Origin of the sequence: Pseudomonas sp. Irchel s3f19, from assembly GCF_900187555.1 — a bacterium.
Classification (GTDB): Bacteria; Pseudomonadota; Gammaproteobacteria; order Pseudomonadales; family Pseudomonadaceae; genus Aquipseudomonas; species Aquipseudomonas capeferrum.
Genome location: NZ_FYDW01000002.1, coordinates 767,122 through 782,042, shown reverse-complemented (window position 1 = coordinate 782,042; position 14,921 = coordinate 767,122). Strand labels below are relative to the sequence as shown.

The window sequence follows — 14,921 nt, the reverse complement described above, 5'->3', positions numbered from 1 at the left end:
GCGTGCTACCTGCCCTCTGAAATGGCAACAAGTCAAAGCGCTGTCTAGGCTTTGGCTTGTTCCATTTTCACTGCAGAGGGATTGCCATGGGCATCATCGGGACCATCTTCATAGGCCTTATCGTCGGGCTGCTGGCGCGTTTCATCAAGCCAGGGGACGACAGCATGGGCTGGATCATGACCATCCTGCTGGGTATCGCAGGCTCCTTGCTCGCCACCTACGGCGGCCAGGCGCTGGGCATTTATCAGGCCGGGCAGGCGGCAGGTTTCTTGGGGGCACTGGTCGGTGCCGTCGTCCTTCTGGTGATCTACGGATTGATCAGAAAGCGCTGAATACCGTTTAGAATGCCCGGCAATTCATCCGAGTTGCCGAGCATTGCCATGCGTGCCTTTTTTCTCATCCCCTTGCTTCTGGCCAGCACCCTGGCCCGTGCCGAGCTGCCTGAAACCGACTGGCTGGAGCTGATGCCCAAGTCGGACCAGAAGGCTCTCGAACAGATGCCCGAAATCGATCACGACTCGCCGGAGGCCCTAGGCACCTTCACCGACAAAGGCGGCCTCAAGCAGAGCAAGGGCTTGCCGGCGGTGATGTACTCGACCAAGACCGTGGCGGCCATGAACGGCAAGGACATCCGCCTGGGCGGCTACCCGGTGCCGCTGGAAAGCGATGCCAAGGGCAACAGCACCTTGTTCTTCCTGGTGCCATACCCTGGCGCGTGCATCCATGTGCCGCCACCGCCACCGAACCAGCTGGTGCTGGTGCGTTATCCGAAGGGGCTGAAGATTGATGATATCTACACGCCGCTGTGGGTCAGCGGGGCGTTGAAGGTGGAGAAGGTCAGCAACGACCTGGCCGATGCAGCCTATGCCCTGGATGCGCAGAAGGTGAGGGTGGTGGAAGAAGCTGATCTCTGAGGTTGCCTGTACCGGCCTCCTCGCGGGGCAAGTCGGATCGCCGCACCGCGAAGAGGCCGGCAAAGTCACCGCAAGGCTCAGATGGCTTCACTGCCGATACTGACACTCAGCGAGCAAGTCGCCCCAGGCCTCAGCTCCACCACGTCATCCCACACATTGGCCGTCTCGATGCACAGCATCCGCTGCCATCCGTCATCGGCCATGTCCGCCAGCTCCCGGGCCCGCTCGGTCCACGGGTTCCAGATCACCGCCGAGCGTGAGCCGCTGCTGGTCAAGGTAATCCGCCGCTGCCAATGCGGGTCGACAATGCTCAGGGTTTGCGGGGTGGCGAGGTAAATTCGGTCGGTCTCCCCGGCAAACCCCAGCGGCCCTTGCTGCTGGCGCTGTTCCCAGTCAGCCAGGGTCTCGATATAGCCCAGCCCCTCGACCCCTTCGACCCGCGCCTGGCGCACATCGCTCACCGCAAAGTAGCTGTGCAGGGCCTGGCTGAGGGTGACAGGGGTATTGCCCATGTTGCGGCTGGTCAGGCTCAGCGCCAGGCGCTCGCCGAGTTCCACCACCAGTTTCAGCTGCACATCATGGGGCCAGCCGGGCAGGTCGCCCTGGGCTTCGGGCAGTTCGAACTCGATGCGCAGGCCATCGCCCACTTCCTCGATACCCAGCAACTGCCACTCACGCGCGCGCGCCAGGCCGTGGGCGGGCGCTTGCTCGCCGCGGTACATGGCCTGCACGGCCTGGGGGTTGCGCTGCAGGTTGCCGAACCAGGGCCAGCACACCGGTACACCGGCGCGTACCGATTTGCCCTGGCGGAAAATGGCCTGATCGCTCAGCCACAGCAGCGGCGGTTCGCCCACACGCTGGTAGCTGAGGATCTGCGCGCCCTGCTGGGCGATCAGTAGTTCGGCCCGCTCGCTGGTGATGCGCCAGCAGTTGAGTTCGCCGTGTTGCTCGGTGTCGACCTTGAAGGTAGCCATTACGTTCGTCTCATTGATTGCCAGTGGGCCTTGGACCCGGGCACATGCAATGAGTTTACCGCTGGCCGGGCTTAGCGACGAGGCACAGAGCGGGTGCGGCCACTGCCATCGATGGCGACGAACACGAAGACCGCTTCGGTCACCTTGCGCCATTCGCTGGACAGCGGGTCGTCGCTCCAGACTTCGACCATCATCTGGATCGAGCTGCGGCCGATCTCCAGGGTCTGGGTATAGAACGACAGCTGCGCGCCCACGGCTACCGGGACCAGGAAGGCCATGCGGTCGATGGCCACCGTGGCCACACGGCCGCCAGCGACGCGGCTGGCCATGGCGGTGCCGGCCAGGTCCATCTGGGCAACCAGCCAGCCGCCAAAGATGTCGCCGAAGCCGTTGGTCTCACGAGGGAGTGCGGTGATCTGCAAGGCCAGGTCGCCTTGCGGGATTGGATCTTCTTGTTCGAGCTCAATCATGCGATGGGGCCTCTGACCCGTGACGCTTTTCGTTGGTGTGGCGCAAAGGCCGGGTAAACGATTCAGCTGGAAACATACTACGCCGATTTCGTTTCACTGGGCGGCCGTAGGGAAACTCTGCGAAACCGCCTGACATAAAGACCGGCGTTTTCGCACAACATCCCACGCTAGGAGCAACCTTTTCCTACGAATGGCCAGTATATAGAGCATAACGGCCAGCGACGACCGCGCATTCATGAATATCTGTATGGATTTTGTATCGCTTTCGGCGCGGCTCGGCAATTTGCTATCTTCGCCCGTCTACCAATCCAGAAGTCGCGCACCCAGCGGCCTGCATGACCTACAAGAGAAAGACCGATGACCTCCGTGCCGAGCAGTATCGAGCAGCCTTCGCGGCCGCTGACCCGCAGCGACTACAAGACCCTTTCATTGTCCGCACTGGGCGGTGCCCTGGAGTTCTACGACTTCATCATCTTCGTGTTCTTCGCCACGGTGGTCGGCAAGCTGTTCTTCCCGGCCGACATGCCTGAATGGCTACGCCTGATGCAGACCTTCGGCATTTTCGCTGCCGGCTACCTGGCGCGGCCACTGGGTGGCATCGTCATGGCGCACTTCGGCGACCTGCTGGGGCGCAAGAAGATGTTCACCCTGAGCATCTTCATGATGGCCCTGCCGACCCTGATCATGGGCCTGTTGCCCACTTATGCACAGATCGGCCTGTGGGCGCCGATCTTGCTGCTGTTGATGCGCGTGATCCAGGGCGCGGCGATTGGCGGTGAGGTGCCGGGGGCCTGGGTGTTCGTCTCCGAGCACGTCCCTGCACGCAATACCGGTTACGCCTGCGGCACGCTGACGGCCGGCCTGACTTCGGGCATCTTGCTCGGCTCGCTGGTCGCCACGCTGATCAACAGTGTCTATACCCCTGGCGAAGTGGCCGATTACGCTTGGCGTATCCCGTTCCTGCTGGGGGGGGTGTTCGGCCTGTTCTCGGTGTACCTGCGCCGCTGGTTGCACGAAACCCCGGTGTTCGCCGAGATGCAGCAGCGCAAGGCCCTGGCCGAAGAGTTGCCCCTGCGTGCGGTGCTGCGTGACCACCGTGGCGCGATCGTCCTGTCGATGCTGCTGACCTGGCTGCTGTCGGCCGGCATCGTGGTGGTGATCCTGATGACACCGGCGCTGCTGCAGAGCTTCTATCAGGTCAGCCCGACCGACTCGCTCAAGGCCAACAGCCTGGCCATCGTCCTGCTCAGCCTCGGCTGCATCGCTGCCGGCCGCCTGGCCGACCGCTTCGGCGCCGGGCGCGTATTCATCGTTGGCAGCCTGCTGCTGCTGGCCAGCTCCTGGACCTTCTACCACAGCCTGCCAACCCGCCCCGACCTGTTGTTCCCGCTGTATGCGCTGACCGGTCTGTGCGTCGGTATCGTCGGCGCCGTGCCCTACGTGATGGTCAAGGCCTTCCCGCCGGTGGTGCGTTTCAGCGGCTTGTCGTTCTCCTACAACATGGCCTACGCCATCTTCGGTGGATTGACGCCGATGGTGGTAACCGCGCTGTTGAAGGTCAGCCCAATGGCGCCAGCTTATTATGTGGCGGGGCTGTGTGCCGTCGGGCTGGTGGTAGGGCTATATCTCTTCGCCAACAAGCGTTAATGAGTGAAATTTCTGCGGGTGCAATTATCTCGAACAAGAAATTGCCCCATGGAGCAACTTCCACGTCATTGATTGAGTAATGGGCTCTGGTGGGAGCGGGCTTGCCCCGCGAATACCGGCGAAGCCGGTGCCAGGCACCGCGTGCCCCCATTCGCGGGGCAAGCCCGCTCCCACAGGTAACATCTCAGCACGTGCCGAAGCGCCTCTGTAGTGTCTGCCGCAGTGGCATCCGGTGTGGCCGCCTCGCCCAGCAACATTTTGAAAAGGCCATCCCGGACAACCGGTGATGGCCTTTCATCCAATTGTCATATTGAAGTCATATCGTATTCATGCGGCCTGCAGATACTTGGGCCCGATCCATCCAACACCCCCAATATTCCTGCTAGGAGCAAGGCATGAAACTGAAGCGTTTGATGGCGGCCCTTACCTTTGCCGCCGCTGGCGTTGCCACCGCCAATGCGGTAGCCGCTGTCGACCCAGCAATCCCGACCTACACCAAAACCACCGGTGTATCGGGCAACCTCTCCAGCGTTGGCTCCGACACCCTGGCGAACCTGATGACGCTGTGGGCCGAGGCCTACAAGAAGGAATACCCCAACGTAAACATCCAGATCCAGGCCGCCGGCTCCTCCACCGCGCCACCCGCGCTGACCGAAGGCACCGCCAACCTGGGCCCGATGAGCCGCAAGATGAAAGACGTCGAGCTGCAGGCCTTCGAGCAGAAGTACGGCTACAAGCCAACCGCCATCCCGGTTGCCGTAGACGCCCTGGCAGTCTTCGTGCACAAGGACAACCCGATCAAGGGCCTGACCATGGCGCAGGTCGATGCGATCTTCTCGTCCACCCGCCTGTGCGGCGCCAAGGCCGATGTCAAAACCTGGGGTGACCTGGGCGTGACCGGCGACCTGGCCAACAAGCCAGTGCAGCTGTTCGGCCGTAACTCGGTATCGGGCACCTACGGTTACTTCAAGGAAGAAGCCCTGTGCAAAGGCGACTTCAAGCCTAACGTCAACGAACAGCCTGGTTCGGCTTCGGTCGTGCAGTCGATCAGCTCCTCGCTGAACGGCATCGGCTACTCGGGCATCGGCTACAAGACCGCCAGCGTCAAGACCGTCGCCCTGGCCAAGAAAGAAGGCGGCGAGTTCGTCGAAGACAACGAAGCCAACGCCCTGAACGGTACGTACCCGCTGTCGCGCTTCCTGTACGTCTACGTCAACAAGGCCCCGAACAAGCCTCTGGCCCCGCTGGACGCCGAGTTCATCAAGCTGGTGCTGTCGCAAGCTGGCCAGCAGGTCGTGGTGAAGGATGGCTACATCCCGCTGCCTGCCAAAGTGGTCGACAAGACCCTGGCTGACCTGGGCCTGTCCCACGCCGGTAACGTTGCAAAGAAGTAAGTAACTGAGGAAGAGGCCGGTACCGATGCCCGGCCTCCTCCACGAATTCTCAGTCCGAAGCCAGGATCCCTGCGCGTCGGGCTTTCTTGCGTCACTGCATTGTCATGTTTTTGTCATACGGGACCGCTAGGGTGTGCGCATGAATGATCTGGCCAACTCCACCATGACCCAAAATTCCCAACCCGTGCGGATTGATTTCAATACGCCGGAGTTGCAACGCAAGCGCCGCATGCGTGCGCTCAAGGACCGCCTGACCCGCTGGTATGTACTGGTGGGCGGGCTTGCCGTCTTGGCGGCAATTACCCTGATTTTCTTCTACCTGGCCTACGTGGTGCTGCCGCTGTTCCAGGGCGCCGAACTGACCAGCAAGAAGGCCCTGGAGCCGACCTGGCTGCAACAGGATGCCGGCAAGCCGCTGATGATCGCGCTTGAAGAGCAGAACCTGGTGGGCATGCGGGTTTCCGACAAGGGCCAGGCGCTGTTCTTCGACACCAAGACCGGTGCCGAGCTGCAGCGCGTCGACCTGCCGCTGCCGGCAGGTACCCAGGTGAGTTCGATCAGCACCGATCAGCCGGGTAGCCCGCTGGTTGTGCTGGGGCTGTCCAATGGTCAGGCGCTGGTGTTCCACCACACCTACAAGATCACCTACCCGGACAACAAGAAAACCATCAGCCCAGGCATCGACTACCCCTACGGCAAGGACGCGTTCGTGCTTGACGACCAGGGCCGCGCGCTGGAGCACGTGAGCGTCAACGTCAACGGCGAAAACCTGATGCTGGCGGGCTCCACCGGTTCGCACCTGCAGGTCACCCAGCTGACCCGCGAAGAGAACATGATGACCGGTGAGGTCACCAGCGAGCAGAGCCGTATCGACCTGCCGCAGATGACCGAGCCGGTCAAGGCCATCTACATCGACCCGCGTCAGCAGTGGCTGTATGTGGTCAACGGCCGTGCCACCGCCGACGTCTTCAGCCTGCGCGACAAAAGCCTCAACGGCCGCTACAAGCTGCTGGAAGATGGCAATGCCGAGATCACGGCCAGTGGCCAGCTGGTCGGCGGTATCTCGCTGATCTTCGGTGACTCCAAGGGTGGTTTGAGCCAGTGGTTCATGGCCCGTGACCCCGATGGCGAGTCGCGCTTCAAGTTGATCCGCAGCTTCCAGATGGGCAGCGCGCCGGTCGTCCAGATCGATGCCGAAGAGCGCCGCAAGGGCTTCATCGCCCTCGACGCCGACGGCAAGCTCGGTGTGTTCCACAGCACCGCGCACCGCACCTTGCTGGTCGAGCCGGCTGCAGAGGGTGCTGGCATCCTGGCCCTGTCGCCGCGTGCCAACCGCATCCTCATCGAGGAAGGTGGCAAGCTGTTGCCGCTGAGCCTCAAGAACCCGCACCCGGAAGTCTCCTTCAGCGCACTGTGGGGCAAGGTCTGGTACGAGAACTATGACGAGCCCAAGTACGTCTGGCAGTCGACCGCGTCGAACACCGACTTCGAGCCCAAGCTGAGCCTGTCGCCGCTGACCTTCGGTACCTTGAAGGCTGCGTTCTACGCGATGATCCTGGCAGCCCCGCTGGCCATTGCCGCCGCCATCTACACCGCCTACTTCATGGCCCCGGGCATGCGCCGCAAGGTCAAGCCGGTGATTGAGCTGATGGAAGCGATGCCAACGGTGATCCTTGGCTTCTTTGCCGGCCTGTTCCTGGCGCCGTACCTGGAAGGCCACCTGCCGGGTGTGTTCAGCCTGTTCCTGCTGATGCCGTTCGGCATCCTGCTGGCCGGTTTCACCTGGAGCCGCCTGCCCGAGTCGTTCCGCCTGCGCGTCCCGGATGGCTGGGAAGCGGCGATCCTGATCCCGGTGATCCTGTTCACCGGCTGGTTCGCCCTGACCATGAGCCCTTACCTGGAAACCTGGTTCTTCGGCGGCGACATGCGCCTGTGGATCACCAATGACCTGGGCATCACCTACGACCAGCGTAACGCCCTGGTGGTCGGTATCGCCATGGGCTTCGCGGTCATCCCGAACATCTACTCGATTGCCGAAGACGCCGTGTTCAGCGTGCCCCGCAGCCTGACCCTGGGCTCCCTGGCCCTGGGTGCGACGCCGTGGCAGACCCTGACCCGCGTGGTCATCCTCACCGCCAGCCCGGGTATCTTCTCGGCGCTGATGATCGGCATGGGCCGTGCGGTGGGCGAGACCATGATCGTGCTCATGGCCACCGGCAACACCCCGGTGATGGAGATGAACCTGTTCGAAGGTATGCGCACCCTGGCCGCTAACGTGGCGGTGGAAATGCCGGAGTCGGAAGTCGGTGGCAGCCACTATCGCGTGCTGTTCCTGGCGGCACTCGTGCTGCTGATGTTCACCTTCGTCATGAACACCTTGGCCGAGCTGATTCGCCAGCGTCTGCGCAAGAAATACTCGTCGCTTTGATAGAAAGGTAGAGATCCGTGAAAAAGGATTCCCTCAAAGGCTGGTTCAAGAGCGGCGCCCCTGGCGTCTGGATCAGCGGTGGCGCGGTTGCCATGGCGGTGATCATGACCATCGGCCTGCTGTCGGTCATCGCCGTGCGCGGCCTGGGCCACTTCTGGCCGGCCGACCTGATCCAGGCCACCTACAAGGTGCCGGGCCAGGCTGATCACGTCGTCATCGGCGAAGTGGTGCAAAAAGAAGAGGTGCCCCGTGCCCGCCTCAAAGGTGCCGGCTTGCCGGTACCTGAGCAGGGCCCGGAGTTCATGACCCGTGAGCTGATCAAGGTCGGTAACCGCGACCTCAACGGCAGTGACTTCTCCTGGGTGGTGGGCGAGTGGCTGGTCGACGAGCAACGCCCGGCCGACCTGATGGCGCTGGAACGTCGCGAGTGGGGCAACTTCTACGGCTACCTGGTCAGCGTCAAGGAACAAGGCCGCGTGGTTGCCGAAGGCCCTGCCGCCTGGAACGAGCTACAGGCCCGCCTCAAGCGCGCCAACCAGCTCAACGGCGAGCTGCAGCAACTCGAGAAAAAAGACATCGGCGCCATCAACCATGGCCTGGAGCGCCTGCGCCTGCACAGCCGCAAGCTGGAACTGGACGGCAAGCTCGACGCCGCCGCCCAGGCCGACATGGACGCCGAGCGCGCCGAGCTGAACAGCCGCTACAAGGCCATCGAAGACCGCCTCAGCGGCCTGCATCAGGCCTTCTCCCGTGACAGCCTGGTGGCGCGCGACGGCAACGGCCGTGAAGTGGAGATCAACCTGAGCAAGGTGGTGCACGCCATTCAGCCTAACGGCATGTCCGGCCTGACCAAGATGGGTACCTACTTTGCCAAGGTCTGGGAGTTCCTCAGCGACGACCCACGCGAAGCCAACACCGAAGGCGGGATCTTCCCGGCCATCTTCGGTACCGTGATGATGACCCTGATCATGGCGGTGATCGTGACCCCGTTCGGCGTGCTGGCTGCAGTGTACCTGCGCGAATACGCCAAACAGGGCCCGGTGACCCGCCTGATCCGCATTGCAGTGAACAACCTGGCAGGCGTACCGGCGATCGTCTACGGCGTATTCGGCCTGGGCTTCTTCGTCTATGTGCTGGGTGGCTCGATCGACCGGCTGTTCTTCCCCGAATCGTTGCCGGCACCGACCCTGGGTACCCCGGGCCTGCTGTGGGCCTCGCTGACCTTGGCGCTGCTGGCGGTGCCGGTGGTGATCGTGGCCACCGAAGAAGGGCTGGCGCGTATCCCACGTACCGTGCGCGAGGGCTCCCTGGCCCTGGGCGCGACCAAGGCCGAGACACTGTGGAAGATCGTCCTGCCAATGGCCAGCCCGGCCATGATGACCGGCATGATTCTCGCCGTGGCCCGTGCTGCGGGTGAAGTGGCGCCGTTGATGCTGGTGGGTGTGGTGAAACTGGCACCGTCGTTGCCGCTCGATGGCAACTACCCGTACCTGCACCTGGACCAGAAGATCATGCACCTGGGCTTCCACATTTATGACGTCGGCTTCCAGAGCCCGAACGTCGAGGCCGCCCGGCCGCTGGTGTACGCCACCGCGCTGTTGCTGGTGCTGGTGATCGCCACCCTCAACCTCTCGGCAGTGTGGATCCGTAACCACCTGCGCGAGAAGTACAAGGCCCTCGACCACTGATTGAAGCTTTAAGCCACAAGCGGCAAGCTCCAAAAGGAGTGCCGCTTTGCCCTAACTTGCAGCTTGCAGCTTAAAGCTTGCAGCTACAAACGGAGTGAGACCATGCAGCACGAATCCCATACCCACGGCATCGACATGTCTGCCCTGGGCCGCGACAAGCAGAGCCTGCGCCTGGCCGAAGAGACCGTGGCCATCGAAGTACCGGGCCTGAGCCTGTACTACGGCGACAAGCAAGCCTTGTTCGACGTCAGCATGAATATCCCCAAGCAGCGCGTGACCGCCTTCATCGGCCCGTCCGGCTGCGGCAAGTCGACCCTGCTGCGTACCTTCAACCGCATGAACGACCTGGTTGACGGTTGCCGCGTGGAGGGCGCCATCAACCTGTATGGCACCAACATCTACCGCAAGGGCGAGGACGTGGCCGAGCTGCGCCGTCGTGTGGGCATGGTGTTCCAGAAGCCGAACCCGTTCCCCAAGACCATCTACGAGAACGTCGTCTACGGCCTGCGTATCCAAGGTATCAACAAGAAGCGCACCCTCGACGAAGCGGTCGAATGGGCCCTCAAGGGCGCTGCCCTGTGGGACGAAGTGAAGGACCGCCTGCATGACTCGGCCCTGGGCCTGTCCGGTGGCCAGCAGCAACGTCTGGTGATCGCCCGCACCATTGCCGTGGAGCCGGAAGTGCTGCTGCTCGACGAACCGTGCTCGGCACTGGACCCGATCTCGACGCTGAAGGTCGAAGAACTGATCTACGAATTGAAATCCAAGTACACCATCGTCATCGTGACCCACAACATGCAACAGGCGGCGCGCGTTTCGGACTACACCGCGTTCATGTACATGGGCAAACTGGTCGAATTCGGGGATACCGATACCCTGTTCACCAACCCGGCGAAGAAGCAGACCGAAGACTACATCACCGGTCGCTACGGCTAGTCGGTCTGCCAGCCGCAGGCCGGGGGCCAAGGGATAACACGAACGACTTGAAGCTTGCGGCTTGAGGCTTGCAGCTTTTTCGCGGAGCGAAACGATGATCAACAAAGAAAGCCTTACGCATCACATCTCCCAGCAGTTCAACGCCGAGCTTGAAGAGGTGCGCAGCCACCTTCTGGCCATGGGCGGCCTGGTCGAGAAACAGGTCAACGACGCGGTTACTGCTCTGATCGAGGCCGACTCGGGCCTGGCCCAGCAAGTGCGCGAGGTCGATGAGCAGATCAACCAGATGGAGCGCAACATCGACGAGGAGTGTGTACGCATCCTTGCCCGCCGCCAGCCGGCGGCCTCCGACCTGCGGCTGATCATCAGCATCTCCAAGTCAGTGATCGACCTGGAGCGCATCGGCGACGAGTCGACCAAGATCGCCCGTCGTGCCATCCAGCTGTGCGAAGAGGGCGAGTCGCCGCGCGGCTACGTCGAGGTGCGCCACATCGGCGACCAGGTGCGCAACATGGTCCGCGATGCCCTGGACGCCTTTGCCCGCTTCGACGCCGACCTGGCACTGTCGGTGGCACAGTACGACAAGACCATCGACCGCGAGTACAAGACCGCCCTGCGTGAGCTGGTGACCTACATGATGGAAGACCCGCGTTCGATCTCGCGGGTGCTCAGCGTCATCTGGGCCTTGCGTTCGCTGGAGCGCATCGGCGACCACGCGCGCAACATCTCCGAGCTGGTGATTTACCTGGTACGCGGCACCGACGTCCGCCACATGGGCCTCAAGCGCATGAAGGCGGAAGTGCAGGGCACCCCCGTCGAAGAGGCTGAAAGCGCTAATGTTCCGGCTGAACCGGACGATAAATAGTACTGCTCCCGAGCATCAACGCCCGGCCTAGGCCGGGCGTTTTCGTTTGCGGTCGAGCAGCCACCAGGCACCCGCGAACGGTGTGAAGAAGTCCCGCTACACGCGCAGCTGTGGCAAATGGCCATTGCTTGCCGGTAGGCTAGTCGGGATTCAAGAGGAGTATCGATGAGTAAAGTCAATGTACTGGTCGTGGACGACGCCCCGTTCATCCGCGACCTGGTCAGGAAATGCCTGCGCAATGCCTTTCCCGGCATGGTCATCGACGATGCGGTCAACGGTCGCAAGGCCATGGCCATGTTGGGCAAGGAGCCGTTCGACCTGGTCCTGTGCGACTGGGAAATGCCGGAAATGTCTGGCCTTGAGCTGCTCAGCTGGTGCCGCCAGCAGCCTGCGTTGAAGAGCCTGCAGTTCATCATGGTGACCAGCCGTGGTGACAAGGAGAACGTGATCCAGGCCATTCAGGCGGGGGTTTCCGACTTCGTCGGCAAACCGTTCACCAATGAGCAGTTGCTGACCAAGGTGAAGAAGGCCTTGGCCAAGATCGGCAAGCTCGACAGCCTGATGGCAACCGGGCCTGCGCGGGTGAATTCGGCGTTTGCCAATGACTCCTTGAGTGCTTTGACCGGCGGCAACCCTCAGGCGGCCAAGGTTGCGGCACCTGCGCCAGCGCCGGTGAAGCCTTTGGCGAAGGCACCTGCGCCAGCCACAACCGCACCGTCTGGCCGTGGCCAAGGCCAGCTGCGCTTGGCCAGCGGGATTCAGCCTTGCGTGATCAAGGCATTGAGCCTGAAGGAAGCGCTGTTGGTGGTACGCCGCAGCGAAGCGCTGCCGCAAGTGCTAGAGGGTGCAGTACTGGACCTGGAGCAGGGCGAAAACGCCGAAGTTGCGCGGCTGAACGGTTACCTGCATGCCATCGCGGCGCTGGAGCCCAGGCCCGATAGCGACTGGCTGCAGCTGACGTTCAAGTTCGTCGATCAGGATGCGCAGAAGCTCGATTACCTGTCGCGGCTGATTGCTCGCGGCACCGCGCAAAAGCACTTCACGCCCGGCGCCTGATAGCCACTGCCCTCCTGTGGGTGCGTGCGGCCTTGCGCGACGCAAGGCCGCTGCCACAGCGGACGATCACCATCCGACCAACTGTCATACTCACCGCAAAAGCCGCTGCTAGGCTTCGACAGATCATACCTGTCAAAAAGCCACTATCATGCCCGCCCGCCTGCTGCTGTTCTGTGCATTGCTCATGGCCTCGGCGTCGAGCCTGGGCGTGACCCTCTACCCGATCACCGATGCCGACGGTGTAGCGGCCTATTCCGACCGCCCAGGCCCCGGCGCCAAGCCACTGGAGCTGCGCGAATCCATGGTCGAGTACCAGGAAAGCCAGGTGCGGCTCAACGCGGTCGTCTTCCAGGGTGGCGTCAGCTTTTCTGCGCGCAATGAGTCGCACGTGCCGGTGCAGGTCGAGTTGCACCTGGACAAGCTGATAAACGCGCAGGGCGGCAATGCCCCCCGTATCGTGCGCAGGGTGCTGCCAGGGCGTTCAACGCAGATGCTCAGCGTGCTCAGGGGCCGCCCCGGTACGTTGCTGGGTTACCGCTCGACGCTGCTGCAAGCCATGGGCGACCCAGGGCTGCGGCCGCAGGGCTTTCGCTACGCCTTCCCCTGGCTTGGCGGGCCATTCCGGGTGAGCCAGGGGCCCAACGGCCGTTTCAGCCACTTCGGCCCCAAAGGGCGCTACGCCATGGACATCGCCATGCCTGAAGGCACCACCATCGTTGCCGCGCGCGAAGGCGTGGTGGTGAGGGTCGAGAACAGCCAGACCGGGCGCGGCAGCAACCCCTCGGGCAATTTCGTCAGGGTGCTGCACGCGGACGGCACCATGGGCGTGTACCTGCACCTGATGCGCGGTTCGGTGGTGGTGGGCGAGGGGCAGCGGGTCAAACAGGGGCAGATGCTGGCCAAGTCGGGCAATACCGGCAACAGCAGCGGGCCGCACCTGCATTTTGTGGTGCAGCGCAACGTGGGCTTGGCGCTGGAGTCGATACCGTATCAGTTCGACAGGCCAATCAGCGGGTTGCCGGACTTCACCGCCGGCAACCCTTGAGCGGGCTGGGGCCGGAAGGCGGCCCCGCCTGAGGTCAATCCAGCTTCAGTACCTTGGCCAGGACGATCTTCGGCCCTTTCATCTTCTTGATGATGATGCGCAGGCCTTCGACCTCCAGCACTTCCTCTTCCTCAGGCACGCGCTTGAGGGTTTCATAGATCAGCCCAGCCAGGGTTTCGGCCTCGATGTGGTCAAGGTCAATACCCAGCAGGCGCTCGACCTTGAACAGCGGCGTGTCACCGCGCACCAGCAGCTTGCCCGGCTGGTAGGCGAGGATGCCGCGCTCGGTCTTGCGGTGTTCGTCCTGAATATCGCCCACCAGCACTTCCAGCACGTCTTCCATGGTCAGGTAACCGATCACCTTGCCATCGGCTTCTTCCACCAGCACGAAATGCGCACCGCCCTTGCGGAACTGCTCCAGCAGCTGCGACAGCGGCATATGCCGGGAGACGCGCTCCAGCGGCCGGGCCAGGTCTTCGAGGTCGATGGTTTCGGGCAGGTGGTCGAGCTCGGCCAGCTCCAGCAGCAGGTCCTTGATGTGCAGCAAACCGGTGAACTCTTCGCGCTCGGCGTCGTACACCGGGTAACGGCTGAACTTGTGGCGGCGCAGCAGTGCCAGGATCTGCTTGAGCGGGGCGTGGGCGTCGATGCTGACCATGTCCTCGCGGGAGTTGGCCCAGTCGACCACCTCCAGCTCGCCCATTTCCACCGCCGAGGCCAGCACGCGCATGCCTTGGTCGCTCGGGTCCTGGCCGCGGCTGGAGTGCAGGATCAGCTTGAGCTCTTCGCGGCTGTAGTGATGCTCGTGGTGCGGGCCAGGTTCGCCCTGGCCGGCAATGCGCAGGATGGTGTTGGCGCTGGCATTGAGCAGGTAGATGGCCGGGTACATGGCCCAGTAGAACACGTACAGCGGCACTGCCGTCCACAGCGACAGCAGCTCGGGCTTGCGGATCGCCCAGGACTTGGGCGCCAGCTCACCGACCACGATGTGCAGGTAAGAGATGACGAAGAAGGCGACGAAGAACGAAATGCCCTTGATCAGCTCCGGCGTGTCGACGCCCAAGTAGGCCAGCAGCGGCTCCAGCAGGTGGGCGAAGGCCGGCTCACCGACCCAGCCCAGGCCCAGCGAGGCGAGGGTGATGCCCAGCTGGCAGGCGGACAGGTAGGCGTCCAGCTGATTGTGTACCTTGCGCAGGATGCTGCCACGCCAGCCGTGCAGTTCGGCGATGGAATCGACGCGGGTGGAGCGCAGCTTGACCATGGCGAACTCGGCGGCTACGAAGAAGCCGTTGAGCAGTACCAGGAGCAAGGCAAAGATGATCATGCCGAAATCGGCGAATAACGAGGTGAGGCTGATACCAGGGGAAGGGTCCATGATGGATTTTTTACGGGGTCCGTCTTTGGGGAATGGAGAAAAAAAGTGCCAGCACAGGCTGGCACAGGGGATCCAATGTAGCGGTTGAAGCCGCAAAAGCAAAGGGTGATGGACGTGATGGGGCTGTGG

13 protein-coding genes are annotated in these 14,921 nt (G+C 62.7%); 10 read left to right on the top strand and 3 right to left on the bottom strand.

Going from position 1 to position 14,921, the window contains the following annotated elements:
* The first annotated feature begins 86 nt into the window (after positions 1–86).
* Together CKW22_RS07440 and CKW22_RS07435 are read left to right on the top strand one after the other, a co-directional pair.
* Entirely contained in the window at positions 87–332 is a 246-nt protein-coding gene (locus CKW22_RS07440) for a GlsB/YeaQ/YmgE family stress response membrane protein (protein ID WP_033702379.1), read from the top strand.
* Between the two features lie 48 nt (positions 333–380).
* Positions 381–914, top strand: coding sequence for a DUF3299 domain-containing protein (locus tag CKW22_RS07435; RefSeq protein WP_162181159.1), 534 nt, complete (start codon positions 381–383; stop codon positions 912–914).
* 77 nt (positions 915–991) lie between these two features.
* On the opposite strand, the gene CKW22_RS07430 is transcribed toward CKW22_RS07435, so the two are convergent.
* Positions 992–1,888 carry a D-hexose-6-phosphate mutarotase gene (locus tag CKW22_RS07430; protein WP_095063939.1) on the bottom strand — a complete coding sequence of 299 codons (897 nt, stop codon included), beginning with the start codon at positions 1,886–1,888 and terminating at the stop codon, positions 992–994.
* Between the two features lie 71 nt (positions 1,889–1,959).
* Positions 1,960–2,358, bottom strand: coding sequence for an acyl-CoA thioesterase (locus CKW22_RS07425; RefSeq protein WP_003253317.1), 399 nt, complete (start codon positions 2,356–2,358; stop codon positions 1,960–1,962).
* 357 nt (positions 2,359–2,715) lie between these two features.
* On the opposite strand from CKW22_RS07425, the gene CKW22_RS07420 reads away from it, so the two are divergent.
* The 8 genes from CKW22_RS07420 (at position 2,716) to CKW22_RS07385 (ending at position 13,417) form a co-directional block, all read left to right on the top strand.
* Complete coding sequence (locus tag CKW22_RS07420; RefSeq protein WP_033702373.1) at positions 2,716–4,005, top strand: MFS transporter; 1,290 nt, start codon at positions 2,716–2,718, stop codon at positions 4,003–4,005.
* Between the two features lie 395 nt (positions 4,006–4,400).
* On the top strand, positions 4,401–5,399 hold the full coding sequence (locus CKW22_RS07415; protein ID WP_033702371.1) for a phosphate ABC transporter substrate-binding protein PstS: 999 nt from the start codon (positions 4,401–4,403) through the stop codon (positions 5,397–5,399).
* Positions 5,400–5,538: 139 nt separating this feature from the next.
* Complete coding sequence (locus tag CKW22_RS07410) at positions 5,539–7,827, top strand: ABC transporter permease subunit (RefSeq protein WP_095063938.1); 2,289 nt, start codon at positions 5,539–5,541, stop codon at positions 7,825–7,827.
* Positions 7,828–7,844: 17 nt separating this feature from the next.
* Positions 7,845–9,515, top strand: a complete 1,671-nt coding sequence (gene pstA, locus CKW22_RS07405) for a phosphate ABC transporter permease PstA (RefSeq protein WP_033702367.1) — start codon at positions 7,845–7,847, stop codon at positions 9,513–9,515.
* A 102-nt stretch (positions 9,516–9,617) separates the two neighbouring features.
* A complete protein-coding gene (pstB, locus tag CKW22_RS07400; RefSeq protein WP_033702365.1) occupies positions 9,618–10,451 on the top strand; it encodes a phosphate ABC transporter ATP-binding protein PstB in 834 nt (277 codons plus the stop codon).
* A gap of 94 nt (positions 10,452–10,545) precedes the next feature.
* On the top strand, positions 10,546–11,316 hold the full coding sequence (phoU, locus tag CKW22_RS07395) for a phosphate signaling complex protein PhoU (protein ID WP_033702363.1): 771 nt from the start codon (positions 10,546–10,548) through the stop codon (positions 11,314–11,316).
* A gap of 165 nt (positions 11,317–11,481) precedes the next feature.
* Entirely contained in the window at positions 11,482–12,372 is an 891-nt protein-coding gene (locus CKW22_RS07390; protein ID WP_047582534.1) for a response regulator, read from the top strand.
* A 148-nt stretch (positions 12,373–12,520) separates the two neighbouring features.
* A complete protein-coding gene (locus CKW22_RS07385) occupies positions 12,521–13,417 on the top strand; it encodes a peptidoglycan DD-metalloendopeptidase family protein (RefSeq protein ID WP_033702359.1) in 897 nt (298 codons plus the stop codon).
* A gap of 34 nt (positions 13,418–13,451) precedes the next feature.
* Here the strand turns inward: CKW22_RS07385 and CKW22_RS07380 are convergent, their stop codons facing one another.
* Positions 13,452–14,792 carry a hemolysin family protein gene (locus CKW22_RS07380; protein ID WP_033702357.1) on the bottom strand — a complete coding sequence of 447 codons (1,341 nt, stop codon included), beginning with the start codon at positions 14,790–14,792 and terminating at the stop codon, positions 13,452–13,454.
* Positions 14,793–14,921: the final 129 nt, after the last annotated feature.